This is a genomic window from Nostoc sp. C110, assembly GCF_043099725.1.
Taxonomy (GTDB): Bacteria; Cyanobacteriota; Cyanobacteriia; order Cyanobacteriales; family Nostocaceae; genus Nostoc; species Nostoc muscorum_A.
The window spans coordinates 1,110,930-1,130,009 of the sequence record NZ_CP171148.1 but is presented as its reverse complement, the minus strand read 5'-3'; the positions used below and the strand labels follow the sequence as shown (position 1 = coordinate 1,130,009).

Below are 19,080 nucleotides of genomic sequence, written 5' to 3'. Positions count from 1 at the left end.
CTTAGTTACCATCTATCAGTTCTAGTTTTTTCAGGAGTAGCAATTCTGTTTCTGCTTCCGACATCCTGGTTAAATCCTCCAGGGAGATTAATGGTTCACTCTCCTCTAGTGATGGTGCAGGTGATGAGTCCTCTAATTTGGATAACGACAGCACATCTTGGATTAAATGATTCACTAAAGTTTGCAGACTCGGATAATCAAATAACAATGTGGCAGGTAAGGAACAAGCCAAACTATTTTCGAGAACATTTCGTAACTCCAGCGCCATGAGTGAGTCAAGACCCATTTCAATTAAGGGTTTGTCGGCATCGAGGTTTTGCCAAGAGTTGAGTCGCAACACTTTCGAAGCCAGTTTGCGGACGTGGTTTAGCAGCAAAGACTGTTGTTTGTCATCAGAAACTTGTTGCAGTTTTTCCAGAATTGTGCTTTGGGTAGTTTCTGATTTCTCTTCGGGTTGGGTATACTCAGCAAAATCTTGCAGCAGTGGCGGTACTTCACTAGGGCGATACTGTTTGAGGAAGGTTTGCCAATTGACAGGAATCACACCCACTTGTGGCATATCGGCTCGACTCAGCAACGACTCTAATACCTGTAATCCCTGTTGAAGTCCAATACGTTCCACTCCTACAGACAGACTGTGGTCTAAGGTTGCTGCCATCCCTACTTCTGCCCAAGCTCCCCAGTTGATACTGAGTGCAGGTAGTCCTTGAGAATGACGGTAGTGGGCGAAGGCATCTAAAAAGGCATTTGCAGCTGCATAGTTTCCTTGTGCGGCTGCACCCAACAAAGAGGCCGCTGAGGAAAACATTACAAAGAAATCCAGCGATATATCCTCAGTTAAATGGTGTAAATTCCAGGCTCCCTGAATTTTGGGAGCCATTACTTGAGTAAAACTTTCCCAGGTTTGCTGTAAGATAATGCGATCGCTCAACACTCCAGCTGCATGGATAATGCCGCGTAGTATAGATTTACAGGGTTCCAGCAATTGTTTAACTTGGTTGAAATCGGTAATATCTGCTTGTATTACCTGCACCCGAACCCCTGCCTGTTCCATCTCTTGAATAGTATTCAACGCATTTGCAGAAGGCGGACGACGACCAACTAAAACTAAGTTTTGTACTCCCTGCTTTATCATCCAACGAGCAACTTCTAGTCCTAGTGCGCCTAGTCCCCCAGTAATTAGGTAAGTAGCATCGGCAGAAAATGTTACAGGTTGTGTTGATATTTGAGGCTTTGCCCGAACTAAACGAGCCACATAACGTTCATGGTTGCGATAAGCCAGATGATCTTCTGACTCTGGTTGTAAGATATCCCCTAGTACTAATGCTGTCTGTTCTGGAGAATTATTAGTATCAATATCTACCAAGCCGCCCCAAATTGCTGGATACTCAATGGCAATTACTCGCCCAAGTCCCCACAGAGGCGCTTGAGTCAGACTGTTTATTGTCAATTCATCACCAACAGGTTGACTATCTTGGGTAAACAGCCACAATCGTGCTTGGCAGTTTGATAATTTGGATAAAGCTTGCAACAGGTAGATAGTACTACCGCAACTAGTTAGATAGTTTGTTTGTTCGGTTTCCAGCAGACTCCAGAGATGAATGATACCTTGTAATGGTGCATTATCTGACCCCATATCTTGCAAGAGTTGACGGAAATGTTGCGGTTTACTAGGGTCGATTTGAAACTGATTTTCACCAATTTGTTGATAAATTTCACCAACAGAAACAAGGATGCAAACTTTGCCTTGATGTTCTAATTTTTGTGTCAATGCTCTACCAATACCATTAGCATCGGTGAAAATTAGCCAACGACCGGGAATAGTAGGTAATTGTTTTGATAATCTAGACTTTGGTTGCCACTGGATTTGATACAGCCATTCCTGAGTCGGTGTTTGAGTAGCTCTGAGCAAAGCTTGACGCGGTGCTTGCTTTAAGCAAAGTCCCTCAATGTAGGCAACTAGTTCTCCCGCTTCATTCAGCAGCCAGATATCTCCGCTAAACATTCCTGCTGTTGAACTTGTTTGAGAATTTAGCTTTCCGTAACACCACAAACGGCTGTTAAAATCTGGCGACTGGCAAAAATAAAAGTGATTTATGCTAAAGGGTACGTAAACTTGATTATCTCGTCGTTCTTGGGGTAAAGCAAAGCCTAAGAACTGAAAACAGGAATCGATTAATCCCGGATACAGAAGGTATGTGTTGATTTCATCTGCAAATTCTTGGGGAAATTGCATTTGGCACAATGCTTCACCATCACACCGCCACATAGATTCTACCCATTGGAAACGCTGACCGAGTTGCAGTCCTTGTTCTCTAACTTGGGCGTAGAAATCTGAACCGGCCAGTGTTTGGGAACAGCGTGTCTGTAACTCAGCCCAAGATAAAGGTTTTTCAATATCGCCTGCATCTTGGCTGAGTCGTCCTGTAGCGTGTACCAACCAGTTATCTATTTGTTTATTAAAACTAAATAGTTCAAATTTATATTTACCTGCGGCTTCAGGTTGCAAAATAAGTTGTACATTGATAGTCTCGCGATCGCCAACCGTCAGCGCTTCCCTAAATGTAATGTTACTCAGCGAAATTGCCCCTGTTCCAAGAATTTCTTGACCTGCAAGCAACAGCATAGAAATATGCGAAGCTCCCGGTACTACCACCGTGTCATAAATTTGGTGGTCATCGAGGAAAGGTAAACTAGCTGTGTTCAAATGAGTTTCAAAAACAATATCCTTGAGAGATGGCGATCGCAATTGATAACCCAATAAAGGATGCAGTAGGTTTTCGCTGATTTGTCTAACTATTGGCTTGCTGGTAGCAGTAGGCAACCAATAGCGTTGACGCTGCCAAGGATAATTCGGCAAAACCACCTTACCACGCGGATAATCAGCCTCAAACCCTCGCCAATCAATTTCCACCCCAGCCACATACAACTGCGCCACCGAATCTAATAACTGCTGCCAATCTTCTTTATTTCTCCGTAGGGAAGCCAGCCATAACCCCTCCTCGTCCAACACTTCTGGACACTCGCGCCGTGCCATCCCCAACAATGTTGGATGAGGGCCAATTTCCACAAACACCTCATATCCTGCTTGATACAATGCCTGCATACTGGCAGCAAATTGCACACTCGCTTTGATATGTTCTACCCAATACGCCGCATTTGACATTTCCTGTTGTCTGACAATCTTGCCTGTGACATTAGAGACAATATCTAATTGCGGCTGTTGATATTTCACAGTTGCTGCCACTTGCTCAAACTTCGCCAACATCGGCTGCATTAAAGGCGAGTGGAAGGCATGAGATACTTGCAATTTTCTAGTTTCAATACCTTGGCTTTCTAGTTTTTGCAGTACTGAATTGAGTATCTCTAATTCACCAGATAAGACAATACTTTGTTCGCCATTAATCGCTGCAATACTCAATTGTTGCGGATAGTCAGCAATTAAAGGTCTAACTTGTTCTAGAGTGGCGAATACTGCTGCCATCCCTCCACCTTGGGGTAAGGCTTGCATCAAAGAAGCACGTTGCACAATTAATTTCAGTGCATCTTCTAAAGAGAAAATACCAGCAATACAAGCGGCGACATATTCACCGACACTGTGACCTAAAACTGCTGTGGGACGGATACCCCAAGATAGCCATAGTTGGGCTAGGGCATATTCTAGAACGAATAACGCAACTTGGGTGTAGGCGGTTTGGTCGAGGCGAGTATCTTCTGGGTTTTCCGAGAATATAACTTGAAGAATTGATTCACCTAACAGTGGTTCCAGTAGGGTGTCACATTGGTCGAGGGTTTGGCGGAAACTCGGCTGAGTTTCATACAGTTGCCGACCCATATTGCGATATTGTGACCCTTGTCCGGTGAAAAGGAAGGCGATTTTTTTACTTTGCTGGCTGCTATGTCCGTGATGAATACCGATGATTTCACTGTTGTCTAGATAGGCTTGCAACTGTTGTTGTATCTGCTGATGGTCAGCGGCGATAATTGCGAGGCGATGACTAAAGTGTGTTCTGCCAATTTGTGAAGTGTGAGTGATATCACCAAGGGGAATTTCTGCGTGGAATGTGAGGTACTTGATGTAATTTTGAGCGAGTTGCTGTAAGGCTTGAGGATGTTTGGCTGACAGAGTTAATAGATGTAAAGGACGCTCTGTAATTTCTTCTCCCCTGCTCCCCTGCTCCTCTGCTCCCCTGCCCCCCTGCCCCCCTGCTCCCCTGCTCCCCTGCTCCCCTGCCTCCCTTGCCTTCTCCAAAGGCGCTTCTTCTAATATGGCGTGGGCATTTGTGCCGCTAAATCCAAAGGAACTTACCCCAGCAATTCGAGTTTCACCGTTGGTTTGCCAAGGTGTAAGAGTTGTGGGAATTGTTAAAGGCAGTTCTGACCAAGGAATCAACGGGTTAGGTTGGTTTAGATGTAGATGGGGTGGAATTTGTTGATGTTGTAGTGCCAACACCACCTTCATCAAACCTGCAACGCCAGCAGCCGATTCCAAATGACCGATGTTGGTTTTGACAGAACCGATCGCCAAAGGTCGATCTGTAGTATGCTCTTTTGCTAGAGTAGCAGCGATCGCTTCTACTTCTATCGGATCTCCTAAAGATGTCCCTGTACCGTGGGCTTCAACGTAGCTTACTTGCTGTGGTTGTACTTTAGCATTAGCGATCGCTTGCCGAATCAAGTTTTCTTGAGCAATACCGTTGGGTACTGTTAACCCACTGCTGCGACCATCTTGATTGACGGCTGAACCGCGAATTACCGCCAGGATTTTATCTCCTTGGGCTTGTGCTTGAGAAAGGCGTTTGAGTACGACCATGCCACAACCTTCTCCGCGCACGTAACCGTTAGCTGCGGCATCAAAGGTTTTACAACGTCCATCTGCTGCCATCATTCTCGCCTTTGAGAACATAATGTTGGCTTCTGGTGTAAGAATCAGGTTGACTCCCCCGGCTAAAGCTAACTCGCACTCGCCGTTGCGGAGGCTTTGACAAGCCAGGTGAACGGAAACCAGGGAAGAAGAACAAGCAGTATCCAGTGCTACACAAGGCCCTTGCAAACCCAAAACAAAGGAAAGACGACCAACCATCGCACTAAAAGCGCTACCCGTTCCCTGATAGGCATCAATTCCCTGTTCCCCCGCCTGGGCATAAAAGCGAGTGTAATCATTAGTAGTAACACCGACAAACACCCCCGTTGAACTACCCATAAGTTCAGAAGGAGGTTGACAAGCATTTTCTAAAGCTTCCCAACTGACTTCTAATAACAAACGCTGTTGAGGGTCGATGCTAATTGCTTCCCGTGGCGAGATCCCAAAAAACTCGGCATCGAATCGATCTACTTGCTTTAAAAAGCCACCGTAGCGGCTAGACATTTTACCAGGGCTATCTGGGTTGGGGTCGTAATAGGTATCGATATCCCAGCGATCGCTCGGCACTTCTACAATGGCATCAGTACCGTCCCGTAATATCTGCCAAAATGTTTCTGGATCGTCAGCACCACCCGGAAACCGACACGCCATACCAACAATTGCGATCGGTTCTGTTTTCGCCCGTTCCATTGCATCAATCTTGGCACGCAGTTCTTTCAACGCCAAAAGGGCGCGTTGGGATGGTGATAGCTGGTCGATACTTTCCATTTGGCTCATTTTGGTTTACAGAACAGAGGAGAGAAGAACTAAGGACAAATGACCAATGACTAATGACTAAATTCCATGAGGGAAGCTAATTCTTCATCAATCATGGATTCGACCTGTTCCTCTGAGAGTTGTTTGATTTGTGTCACCGTCATAGATTGGCTGGGATTAACTAATGTTGGTTTAGTTTCAGGCGGCATATTTTGGTTATCTAGGGTATTGACAAAATAAGTTGCTAATGTATCTATGTTGGGATAATTGAATGTCAGTGTTGAAGGCAACGATTTACCTAAACTTTTTTGGAGGCGATTCCGAAATTCCACTGACGTGAGTGAGTCCATGCCCATCGTCGCAAATCCTTGTAGGGGGTCGAGGGTTTGGGATGGGATCAAGCCTAAGATGCTGGTAAGTTCATCGTTAATGTGAGCAACTAACAGAGATTTCCATTCGTTAACAGGTGTTGCTTGTAGGCGTTGTTGTAGTTCAGATGGCTGGTTTTCTTGCTGTTGTCCATCCGCAAACAATTCCTGAAAGTAAGCAGGTTCTTGCCCTGTAGGAAAGCGTTGTAAAAACTGCGTCCAGTTGATGGGGAGTACAGTCACCTGACAAACTCTCTGTTGCAGGAAATGTCTGAGTAACTGCAAGGCTTGGGCTGGTGGAATCAAATCAATGCCCTCCGCCGCTAACCTTTGACCTAATGATGCTGCCATCCCCACCTCTGCCCACGGTCCCCAGTTGATACTGGTAGCGACTAATCCTTGTTTTTGGCGGTAATGTGCTAAAGCATCTAAAAAGGCGTTGGCAGCAGCATAGTTGCTTTGACCGGGCGCACCGAGTATGCAAGCTGTTGATGAAAATAGTACAAAGAAATCTAGGGGTTGATCCAGTGTCAGGGTGTGCAGATTCCACGCACCTTGGATTTTAGGAGCCATCACCCTAGCGAACCGTTCCCAGTTTTGTTGTAGCAGCATCCCATCATCTAGAACACCTGCTGCATGAATAATACCCCGCAATGGTGGTGTTTGCAGTGCCGTCAGTGCTGGCTGCAACTGTTCGGCTTGGGCAATATCTGCCTGTACTATTGTTATTTGCGTACCTGTTTGTTCTAACTCTCGAATTGTTGCTTGGGCGCTTTCACTTGGAGAACTTCGACCGAGTAACACTAAATATCTTGCACCCTGTTCCACACACCAACGGGCAATTTGCAGACCTAAAGCACCAAGTCCGCCAGCAATTAAGTATGTTCCCTCTGGAGTGAATTTGAGGGATTTGGCGGCTACTGATGAAATTTGACTACGCACCAAACGCGCAGTATGCCACTGTTGATGTCGCCAAGCAATGCGATCGCCTAAAATCATTGTTGGCAGTTTTGCCAGTAATAAAGCCGCAGCATCAGCTGGTGAACTGCTGGGGTCGAGATCCACCAAACCTCCCCAGATTTCGGGGTATTCCATTGCAATAACTCCACCAAAACCCCATAATGGTGCAGCAGCGATCGCAATTTCCCCGGAATGCTCTCCAATTACCTGCGTCCCTTGTGTTACCAACCACAAACGTGCCGATATCGACTGCTGGCGACTGGCTAGTGCTTGGATGAGATGCAACACAGATGATACATAGTTTTGAATATTTGTCAATATTAAATCTGCCTCTTTAGTATCATCCAAACTCCACAGATGTAAAATCTGCAATGGTGACTGAGTTGGGATACCGTCTAGCAGTTGCTCAAAGTGAGTGCAATCGCCTGAGAAAACTAAAGTATAAGTATGACCCTGTTTGGCTAACAGTTGCGTTAAGTTATCAGCAACGCCTGTGCGATCGCTTAAAATCAACCAGTGAGCAGGTGCGATCACAAGTGTTTTATCTGATGAGGTTTGGGGTTGCCATTGCACCTCATAAAGCCAATCTTGTAGTTCTGCTGAGAGAGAGGATTGGGAAGAGGGCGATCGTATTGTCGTCGCAGTAGGTAGCCAATAACGTTGACGCTGCCAAGGATAATTGGGCAAAATTACCTTATTACGAGCATAATCACTCTCAAATTCCTGCCAATCAATCTCCACCCCAGCTACATACAACTGCGCCACCGAATCTAACAACTGCTGCCAATCTTCCTTTCCTTTTCGCAGCGAAGCCAGCCATAACCCCTGCTCATCCAATATTTCAGGACACTCACGCCGTGCCATCCCCAACAATGTTGGATGAGGGCCAATTTCCACAAATACCTCATATCCTGCTTGATACAATGCCTGCATACTGCCAGCAAATTGCACACTTGCTCGGATATGCTCTACCCAGTAAGCCGCATTTGACATTTCCTCATGTCTGACAATCTTACCTGTGAAATTGGAGACAATATCTAATTGCGGCTGTTGATATTTTACTGTTGCTGCCACTTGCTCAAACTTCGCCAACATTGGCTGCATCAAGGGCGAGTGGAAAGCATGGGATACTTGCAATTTTCTAGTTTCAATACCTTGGCTTTCTAGTTTTTGCAGTACTAAGTTTAATACCTGCAATTCACCAGATAAGACAATATTTTGTTCGCCATTAATCGCTGCAATACTCAATTGTTCGGAATAATCAGCAATTAAAGGTCTAACTTGTTCTACCGTGGTGAATACTGCTGCCATCCCTCCACCTTGGGGTAAGGCTTGCATCAAAGAAGCACGTTGGACAATTAATTTCAGTGCGTCTTCTAAACAAAAAATACCAACAATACAAGCGGCGACATATTCCCCAACACTGTGACCTACAACTGCTGTGGGACGGATACCCCAGGATAGCCACAGTTGAGCAAGTCCGTATTCTATGACGAATAACGCAACTTGGGTGTAAGCAGTTTGGTTGAGGCGATCGCCTTCTGAGTTGTCACAGAAGATAACGGATAAAATTGACTCACCTAATAGAGGTTGCAGTAGGGTGTCACATTGGTCGAGGGTTTGGCGGAAACTCGGCTGAGTTTCATACAGTTGCCGACCCATGCAGCAGTACTGTGAACCTTGTCCAGTGAAGAGGAAAGCAATTTTTTTGGTTTGCTGGCTGGTGTGTCCGTGATGGATACTGAAATCATCGGTATCACTCAAATAGGCTTGCAACTGTTGTTGCATTTGTTGATGGTCGGCGGCGATGATGGCGAGGCGATGCGGGAAATGAGTTCTGCCGACTTGAGATGTAAAGGTGATGTTACCAAGGGCTATATCTGGATGAGATGAAAGGTACTTGATGTAATTTTGAGCTAATTTTTGTAAGGCTTGAGGATGTTTGGCCGACAGAGTTAATAGATGTAAAGGACGCTCTGTAATTTCTTCTCCTCTACTCCCCTGCTCCCCTGCTCCCCCTGCCTTCTCCAAAGGTGCTGCTTCTATCACCACATGGGCATTTGTACCACTCAAGCCAAAGGAACTCACTCCAGCAATTCGAGTATTGTTTTCAGAATGCCACGGTTTAGCTGTGGTGGGAATAGCTAGTGGTAGTTCTTGCCAAGGAATATGGGGGTTAGGTTGTTTGAGGTGGAGATGAGGTGGAATTTTATGATGCTGTAGCGATAATATTACCTTGATTACACCTGCAACTCCCGCAGCTGCTTCCAAATGACCAATGTTGGTTTTTACAGAACCAACAACCAAAGGCTGCTCAAAAGAGCGTTGTTCGCACAAAATAGAAGCTAAAGCGTTAATTTCAATGGGATCGCCCAAGGGAGTCCCTGTACCATGCGCTTCGATGTAACTTACTTGCTGTGGTGCAACCCTACTGTTAGCTAGAGCCTGATGCAGTAGTTTTTGTTGTGCGGGGCCGCTAGGTACTGTTAGTCCACCACTAGGGCCGTCGTGATTGACTGCTGAACCTTTAATCAATGCAAGGATAGAGTCACCAGCCGCCACAGCATCCGACAAACGTTTAAGTACCAATACTCCACAACCTTCGCCTCTGGTATAGCCATCAGCTGAGGCATCAAAGGACTTGCAGCGTCCATCGGGTGCAACTGCCCGCATTTTGGAGAGAAAAATATTCGTGTCTGGTGACAATATCAGGTTAACTCCGCCTGCTAAGGCTTGGTCGCATTCCCCAGAACGCAGACTTTGGCAGGCTAAATGTAACGATACTAGAGATGATGAACAAGCGGTATCTACAACTAAACTCGGCCCTTGTAAACCCAGAATATAGGAAAGGCGACCGGAAATAAAACTAAAACTGTTGCCTGTACCAAAGTAAGTGTCAATACTATTAGAGTTACCAGAATAGAGGCGTGAGTAATCGTTGTTCATCACGCCAATAAATACGCCTGTTTGAGTTTGCGAAAGCTGTTCGATACACTGTCCGGCGTTTTCTAGAGCTTCCCAACTGACTTCTAGTAGTAAGCGTTGTTGTGGGTCTGTACTAACGGCTTCTCTGGGAGAGATTTCAAAAAAGTTGGCATCAAATAAATCGATATCTTTTAAAAAACCACCATAGCGAATGTAGGATTTTCCCTCAGCATCGGGATTTGGGCTGTAATAAGCTTCCGTATCCCAACGTTCTTGGGGAATTTCCTGAATGGTATCTATACCGTGCTGGAGAATTTGCCAAAAAGCATCTGGGTTATCGGCTCCCCCAGGAAAGCGACACGCCATCCCAATCACAGCGATGGGTTCTGTTTTAGCACGCTCGATCGCCTCCAACTTACCACGCATTTCTTTTAATGCCAGCAATGCGCGTTGTAGTTGATTGATGTTGTTTTGTTCTGTGTCGATTTTAGTCATGCTATGAACCCTGTCGCTAAATATCTTGGTGATTGGGATTAGATTTTTTTCATTAATTCATCAATGTTGTCCAATTCTGCCGCTAGCGATCGCTCTAGTTCTGTTTGCGAAAGCTGTTGAATATCGCTGATTTCGGTGTCGGAGCGATCGCTTTTTGGCGGTGGAGATGCCGTTTGAATAGCCAAGACATCGTTAGTGAGATATTTAGTTAAGGTTTCTAAGGTGGGATAATCAAATAACAAGGTGGTTGGCAGAGAAGACTCCAGACTTGATTGCAGACGATTTCTCAACTCAATTGCCATGAGTGAATCTAATCCCACTTCAAATAAACGCTGACGCGGTTGCAGTTCCTCAGATGAATTGAGCCGTAAGATTTTCGCTACTTCGTCACGGATGTAATTAAATAAAATTTGCTGAATATCTGCGGGGTGAGCCTCCTGGAGTTGTCGTAAAATATCTGGTTTCGCTGCCAAAACTGGCTGTGCAGTCTCTTGAATTGGCCTTGAATCAACAAACTCACTCAGCAAAGGCGGTACTTTCTGGGTGTAGTAGTGGGCGATAAATTTTGACCAGCGCACTGGTAAAACCACAACTTGTCCAGCATTGGCTTGATGCGTCAATGCTGCCAAGATTTGTAATCCTTGTTGAGGTAAAATTTTCTCTACTCCCACTGGAGAACCTGTTGAGGTTGCAGCCATCCCCACTTCAGCCCACGCCCCCCAGTTGATACTCAATCCCGCCAGCCCTTGGGAGCGACGATAATCGGCTAACCCATCAAGAAAGGCGTTTGCTGCTGCGTAGTTTGCTTGTCCTGTGGTTCCCAACACTGAAGCAACGGAGGAGAACAACACAAATAATTCCAAAGGTTTATCTTGAGTCAGGATATGCAGATTCCAAGCACCCTGGACTTTCGGAGCCATCACCCTAGCAAATCGCTCCCAGTTTTGTTGGAGTAAAATGCCATCGTCTAGAATTCCGGCTGCATGGATAACACCTCGTAAGGGAAACTGAGGTTCAATGCTGTCGAGTACGGTTTGTATTTGTTCAAGTTGTGTAATATCTGCTTGGACGACTGTAACTTGCACGCCAGCATTTTCCCAAGAAGCGATCGCACTTTTAGCTTTATCAGATGGCGATCGCCTACCCACTAATACTAAATGTTGCACACCTCGTTCAACTAACCAATTCGCCACTGTTAACCCCAGTCCTCCTAGTCCGCCTGTAATCAGGTAAGTCCCAAGGGAAGGGTTAAAGGAAGCAGAGAAATCTATGGTGTTGGGAACGCGTTGCAAACGGGAGACGTAGCGCTGATTTCCCCGTAAGGCGACTTGTTCGCCCAATTCTGGATGAGAAAGTTCTGCCCACAACTGAGTTGCAGCTTCTACAGTTGAACTTTGGGGATCTAAATCAATTAGCCCTGCAAAAACTTCGCTATATTCTGTTGCTATAACTCGTCCCAATCCCCAGAGAGGTGTTTGAGACAGGGCGATTTCAGATTGTAGATTAATTGACTGGCTACCCCTAGAAATCAACCACAGCCTAGCTAGTGGGGAATTTATCCGAGCTAAGGCTTTAGTTAAATGTAAAACACTACCACAGACACGAATTTGTGTAGAATCTAGCAAATCTACAGTAGCCAAACTCCACAAATGTACAATGTGGAGAGCTATTCCTGGTTTAATTGAGACTTCTTGAAGCAGTTGGTCGAAATGCTGGGGTTCGGCTGGATTAATGTAAATTTTACCTTCTTTCAAAGATTGGTAAGTAGAACCAGGGATGACTGCCACACAGGATTTACCTTCTGCCTGCAACAATTTTGTCAATTCTGCGCCTACACCATATTCATCAATTAGAAGTATCCAATATTGCTGTTGTGCTACTAAAGATGACTGCGTAATTGTTCGTTCTTGGAGTTGCCAAGTGATTTGATAAAGCCAGTCTTGGAGATTTGGCTGCTTGAGTAATGCTTGCTGTGGCGATCGCTTTAAACAGAGTTCCGAGAATTGAGCGATCGCTTGTCCAGATTCATCTAATAACTGTACATCTCCTACTATCACCTCTGGATTATTGCTTTGCAGGCGGGCGTGACACCATACTGGCTGACTCAAGTCCAGATTTTGCCAGAGATGAAAGCCACCTAAACTAATCGGTACATAAACATCAGCATCTCGAATCTCTGCTGGTAAAGTACCTCCCAACAGTCGCAAACAAGAATCTATCAGCCCCGGATGTAATGGATATAACTTAGTCTCTGTTTCACAACCCGGTGGTAGTTGCATCTGACAGATGGCTTCCCCATCTCGTCGCCAGAAATCACCAATCCACTGAAAACTTACACCCAAATCTAGCCCAGCATCTCCGACATCCTGATAAAATACCTGCGAACCAGTGGATTTTTCAGGACAACGCGCCTGTATTTCTGCCCAAGACCAAGTTTCTCTCGTAGCAGACAAGGTAGATAACTCACCAGTTGCATGGAGACACCACTGCTCATTACCCTCTAAGCTGAATAGTTCAAAACTATAATCTTGATTTTTGCCCAGCTGCAAAATCAATTGCACTTTGACGCTTCTATCTTCAGGTACAATTAGGGGTTCTCGAAACGTAATCTGTTGAAGAGACACTGCATTAGTTCCGAAAATATGCTTACCTGCTAGGGTCAACATAGCAATATAAGATGCTCCTGGTGCAACTATCGACCCGTAGATACGATGATCGACTAGAAAGGGCAAGTTATCTGTGTGGAATTCGCTCTCAAATACTAGACTCTTGAAGAGTGGAGAATGTAGGCGTTGACCTAACAGGGGATGCAATTGTGAGTGTACTACTAGTTTTTTGGTAGTGGTTTCAAACCAATAGCGTTGGTGCTGCCAAGGATAGTTGGGTAATATTACTTTATTTCGTGTATAGCCGTTCTCGAATCCGAGCCAATCAATTTCTACTCCCTGAAGATATAAATGGCTCAAACTTTCTAAAATTTGTTGCCAATCTTCCTTGCCTTTGCGTAGCGAAGCTACCCATAAACCCTCACTTTCCAACTCTTCTGGACAATCCCGGCGTGCCATACCGATTAAAGTAGGATGGGAACCGACTTCTAAAAATACTTTGTAGCCTGCGGTATAAAGTGCTGCCATTCCTTGAGCAAAATAGACACTGGCTTGGATATGCTCAACCCAATAGCTGGCACTAGACATCTCTGCATTAGTTATCAACTTTCCACTAACATTAGAAACGATTTCCAGTTGTGGGGAATGATAGGTAATTTGCTGGGCAACTTGCTCAAACTCTGCCAACATCGATGCCATTAGCGGCGAGTGGAAGGCATGAGATACTTGCAAAATTCGCGTCTCAATGCCTTGACTTTCTAGTTTTTGCAAAACTGCTGTTAATGCCTGCATCTCGCCTGAAATCACTAAACTCTGCTGTCCGTTATAGGCAGCAATGCTCAGTTGTTGAGGATAGGGGGCAATCAAGGGTTTTACAACTTCTACGCCAGCGAAAACCGCAGCCATACCTCCTGTTTGCGGTAATGCTTGCATCAGGCGGGCGCGGTGGGCAATCAATTTTAATCCATCCTCAAGGGAGAAAATACCAGCCACACAAGCAGCCACATATTCCCCGACACTGTGACCAAGCACCGCAGAGGGACGGATACCCCAAGAAATCCACAGTTGCGCCAAGGCGTATTCTAGGACAAATAAGGCTGGTTGAGTGTAGGCGGTTTGGTCGAGGAGTGGATTTTCTGTGGTGTCAGCAAAGATAACTGATAGGATGGATTTGTTTAGGAAAGGTTGGAGAATGCGATCGCATTCATCCAATATCCGACGAAAACCAGGTTGGGTTTCATACAGTTGTCTTCCCATCCCTACATACTGCGACCCTTGCCCAGTAAATAAAAAGGCGCATCTAGTGAAATTACCACTATCTACTTGATACTCATAATCTGCTTCCTCCAACTTGGCTTGCATCTCAGCATGAGATGAGGCAACAACAGCCAAACGATGAGAAAAATGAGAACGTCCAACTAGGGTAGTGTGGGTAATATTAGCCAAAGAAATATCGCCATGCTTACCCAAATAGTCGATGTATTGTTCAGCTAATTGCCGCAAGGAATTGGGATGTTTAGCAGAAAGACAGAGTATATGCAAAGGACGCTCAATTGTAATTTCTTCTCCCCTGCTCCCCTGCTCCCCCGCTCCCCTGCTCCTCTGCTCCCCTGCTGCTCCCCTGCTCCCCTGCTCCCCTGCTCCCCCTGCTTTCTCCAAAGGTACTTCTTGTACAATCACATGAGCATTAGTACCACTCATCCCGAAAGAACTCACCCCACCAATCCGCGCCGAGTCCTTAACTATCCAAGATTGCCCAGATGTAGGGATACTCAATGGCAATTGCTCCCAAGCAATCATCGGATTAGGTTGTTGCAAGTGCAGGTGTGGCGGAATTTCTTGATGCTGTAGAGCCAAAACAACCTTCATCAAACCCGCTACCCCAGCCGCCGCTTCTAAATGACCAATGTTAGTTTTAACGGAACTAATTACTAGTGGCTGTTCAAAAGAACGTCCTGCACAGAGTACAGATGCTAATGCACCAATCTCAATCGGATCTCCCAATGATGTGCCAGTCCCATGAGCTTCGATATAACTCACCTGCTGGGCTTCTACATTGGCGTTAGCTAATGCTTGATGTAACAATTCTTGTTGTGCTGTTGTACTGGGGACGGTAAAACCACTGCTACGTCCATCATGATTCACTGCTGAACCCCGAATTACTGCCAAGATTGAGTCATTATCAGCTAAAGCTTCAGAGAGTCGTTTCAGGACAACTACACCACATCCCTCTCCTCTAACAAAGCCATTAGCTGAAGCATCAAAGGTTTTACAGCGTCCATCGGCAGCTACAGCCTTGGATTTTGATAAGAAAATATTCGTCTCCGGTAGAAGTATCAAGTTTACGCCACCCGCCAATGCTAAATTGCACTCTCCACGCCGCAGGCTTTGAACTGCTAAATGAATGCTAACCAGCGAGGACGAGCAAGCAGTATCCACTACTAAACTAGGCCCGCGCAGCCCCAAGCTATGAGATATCCTCCCCGCCGCCGCGCTACCAATACCGCCTGTACCGTAATAAGCATCAATTGTTTCTGGGTCTTTGTGCTGAATTTGCAGTTGCATATACTCGTTGGAAATCAGCCCAATAAACACACCTGTCTGACTTCCGACAAGATTCTGTGGTGCAACAGCCGCATTTTCTAAAGCTTCCCAACTTACTTCTAACAGTATGCGTTGTTGTGGATCGAGGCTAATGGCTTCACGAGGACTGATACCGAAAAACTGCGCGTCAAATTGGTCAATGTCTGCAATAAATCCCCCGTGACGCGTGTACATCTTACCTGGTGTTTCTGGTTCTGAGTCAAAGTAATTATCCAGGTTCCAGCGTTGCGAGGGAATTTCTGTAATAGCATCGATACCTTGTTGAAGGATTTGCCAGAACTGTTCGGGATTATTTGCGCCTCCAGGAAAGCGACAACCCATACCAATAATGGCGATATCTTCGGTAGAGACGCGATTAATCGCGTCTTTGCAAGATTGGGGGGGGGGTTCGTGGTTGGTGGAGGGAGAATCTAAACCCAAGACTTCTCTACCCAAATATTCTGTGAGCGTGGCAATTGTGGGGTAATCAAATGCCAAGGTAGCGGCTAGAGAATAAGAATGTCCTAGTTGCGTTTGAATGCGGTTTTTTAACTCAATTGCCATCAGAGATTTCATCCCCAAGGTAGCAAATCCCTCGTTTGGGTTGAGTTTCTCTGTTGGTTCCAGTCCCAGAACAGTTGCTACCTCAGTTTGCACGTAGGCTTGCAGTTTTTCCCAACGCTGACTAGCTGACATCTCCTCTAAATTCAAGTTTTCCCAGAGTGGAGATGCCAAATTTTGCGTCTCTACAAAATTTATCTCCGCGTCCCCGCGTCCCCGCGTCCCCGCGTCTATCCAATGGCGCTTTCTTTGGAAAGGGTAAGTTGGTAGTTCTAGGCGCTGGTGTTGATAATCCTGGTAAAATCCTGTCCAGTTAACATCTGCTCCCTGTACATACAAGGCACTCAGTGTTGATAATACCTGCTGCCAATCCTCAAATCCTTCTTTCAGGGAAGATAACCAAATCTTCTCGCTTTGGGGTCGATATCGCTTACCTGCTTCCGTTAAGGTCGAACTCGGCCCTAATTCCAGAAGCAGGTTACAACCTTGAGCAATTAAGGTATCAACTGCCGTTGAAAATTGTAATGGATCTCGTAGATGATTGCGCCAATGTTGGGGTGCGATCGCCTCCACTAATTTTCCAGTTACACTAGAAACCCAATTTATCTGGGGTGGGTTGTAGGTGAATGTGGCGGCCAGTTCCTCCATTGCATCCAATATTGGCTCCACGACTAGAGAGTGAAAAGCTTGATTTATCTTCAGCTTGAGAAAAGCTATGCCCTCACTTTTCAACTGTTGGAGAATTTGCTGCACAGCCTGACTTTCACCAGCAATCAAGATTTCTTCTTGACCGTGGATGGCAGCAATTCCAACCTGATGCTGATAGGCTAAGAGTACTTCTGTTACCTTATTTATTGAGGTATATACCCAAGCCATAGCCCCATTTTGCGGTAACTGCTGCATCAGTTGTCCCCGCTTTGCCACTAAAATTAAGGCATCTTCTAAGCTGAGAACACCCGCAACACAAGCAGCGACATATTCACCTAAGCTGTAGCCCATGACACAATGCGGCTTGATTCCCCAGGAACGCCACATTTCTGCTAAGGCGAACTCTAGGGCAAACAAAGCAGGTTGGGTGTAGACGGTTTCGTGTAGTAATAGTTTGCTACCAGATTCAGGATAGAGTATTGATAATAAAGACTTATTTAAATGAGGGGTGAGTAGGCGATCGCAACGTTCTAGCACCTCACGAAATACAGGTTGTGTATCGTAGAGTTGACGACCCATATCAATGTATTGCGTTCCCTGTCCTGTAAACAAGAATCCAACTTTAGTAGAGTTCTGTTGACCATAAAACCATTCTCCCGCCTCTTGTTCACTGGCGAAGGCTGATAATTCTTGTTGCAAGCCCTCCAATGTATCCGCCGGGATAGCCAAGCGGTGTTTCAATGCTGCTCTACCTACATTCGCTGAATAGCAAATATCCGGCAGAGAAATATTGACAGATTTAGTAATATATGTATTGTAAAGACTAGCTAATTCTCGTAATGCCTTTTCACTGTTAGCTGATAGCGTCAACAAATGTAACGGATGCTCAATTGTATTTTCTCCTCCTCTGCTCCCCTGCCCCCCTGCTCCCCTGCTCCCCTGCTCCCCTGCTCTCTCCAATGGTGGTTCTTCTAAAACAAGATGAGCATTAGTTCCCCCCAAACCAAAGGAATTGATTCCAGCCAAACGAGGTGTATCGTTCAATTCCCAAGGACTTGCTGTGGTGGGAATAATAAAGGGAAAATCATCCCCAATATCTGGATTTAGGGTTTGAAAATGCAGGTGTGGTGGAATTTGTTGGTGTTGGAAACACAGTAAAACTTTAATTAAAGCAGCAATTCCCGCAGCCGGTTCTAAATGTCCAATGTTGGTTTTGACGGAACTGAGAAAACAAGGTAGAGTATCCCCCTCTGGTCGCAAGACTGCTTTGAGGGCGCTGGCTTCTGTCACATCAGCCAAGGGTGTGCCGACTCCGTGGGCTTCAATATAGCTAATTTGTTGTGGTTCAACTCCAGCATTTGCCAACGCCTGACTGATAACTGACTGCTGTGCTAGTTGATTGGGTGCAGTCAAGTTTTTCCCAAAGCCATTTTGATTAACGGCTGAACCCCGGATAATTCCTAAAATCTGGTCTTCGTCCCTAATGGCATCTTCTAGACGCTTGAGCAAAACTAAACCGCAACCTTCACCCCGCACGTAACCATCAGCCGCCGCATCAAAACTTTTGCAACAATTATCTGATGTCATCATCCAGGCTTGAGATAATGCGATGTTAGCTTTGGGTGACAAAATCAGGTTAACAGCCCCTACCAAAGCTTGGTCAATTTCTCTTGTTTGCAGACTTTGGCAGGCAAGATGGATGGCAACCAAGGATGAAGAACAGCCAGTGTCTAATGCTAGACTCGGCCCTTGCCAACCAAAGAAGTAAGACAGGCGATTCACTGTTGTACAGAGGGCATTGCCTGTCACATAATAAGCATTTAGTTGAGTCAAATCCTCAAAGCAAACATTGGCATAATCGTTGCTACCAATGCCTATGTATACTCCTGTTTGACTCCCTGAAACTTGTTGCGGATTTAAACCAGCATTTTCTAAAGTCTCCCAAGCTACCTCTAGTAACAAACGCTGCTGCGGGTCTGTACTTGCGGCTTCACCGGGAGAAATGCCGAAGAATTTAGCATCAAACTGGTCTACATTTTCCAGAAACCCTCCCCAACGGCTATTCATCGTTCCAGGGGTCGCCAAATCGGGGTCGTAGAGGTCATCCACTGACCAACGATTGGCGGGAACTTGTGTAATAGCATTCATCCCATCCCGCAGCATTTGCCAGAAAGCAGCAGGATTTTTCGCCCCAGGAAATCGGCATCCCATACCAATAACAGCGATGCCTACGGCGGGCAAAGCCAACGATTCCTTTTTTTGTTGTTTAATGTTGTTCATAACAGGGGGAACTGGGAATTGGGGACTGGGGACT

The 19,080-nt window shown here is 45.7% G+C and carries 3 protein-coding genes; all 3 read right to left on the bottom strand.

Annotated elements, in window-relative coordinates; genetic code table 11:
- Position 1: 1 nt before the first annotated feature.
- The 3 genes from ACFFRD_RS10490 to ACFFRD_RS10480 are packed head-to-tail and all read right to left on the bottom strand — an operon-like array spanning position 2 to position 19,046.
- Positions 2-5,641: a type I polyketide synthase gene (locus tag ACFFRD_RS10490; RefSeq protein ID WP_392481402.1), complete on the bottom strand. Its 5,640-nt coding sequence runs from the start codon at positions 5,639-5,641 to the stop codon at positions 2-4.
- A gap of 50 nt (positions 5,642-5,691) precedes the next feature.
- On the bottom strand, positions 5,692-10,368 hold the full coding sequence (locus tag ACFFRD_RS10485; protein ID WP_392481401.1) for an SDR family NAD(P)-dependent oxidoreductase: 4,677 nt from the start codon (positions 10,366-10,368) through the stop codon (positions 5,692-5,694).
- 38 nt (positions 10,369-10,406) lie between these two features.
- The gene (locus ACFFRD_RS10480) at positions 10,407-19,046 is read right to left on the bottom strand and encodes an SDR family NAD(P)-dependent oxidoreductase (RefSeq protein WP_392481400.1); all 8,640 of its coding nucleotides are present in this window, start codon (positions 19,044-19,046) and stop codon (positions 10,407-10,409) included.
- Positions 19,047-19,080: the final 34 nt, after the last annotated feature.

Bases quoted from the DNA above. Each gene is read 5' to 3' on its own strand.
- ACFFRD_RS10490 (WP_392481402.1), bottom strand. From the start codon at position 5,641: ATGAGCCAAATGGAAAGTATCGACCAGCTATCACCATCCCAACGCGCC.
- ACFFRD_RS10485 (WP_392481401.1), bottom strand. From the start codon at position 10,368: ATGACTAAAATCGACACAGAACAAAACAACATCAATCAACTACAACGC.
- ACFFRD_RS10480 (WP_392481400.1), bottom strand. From the start codon at position 19,046: ATGAACAACATTAAACAACAAAAAAAGGAATCGTTGGCTTTGCCCGCC.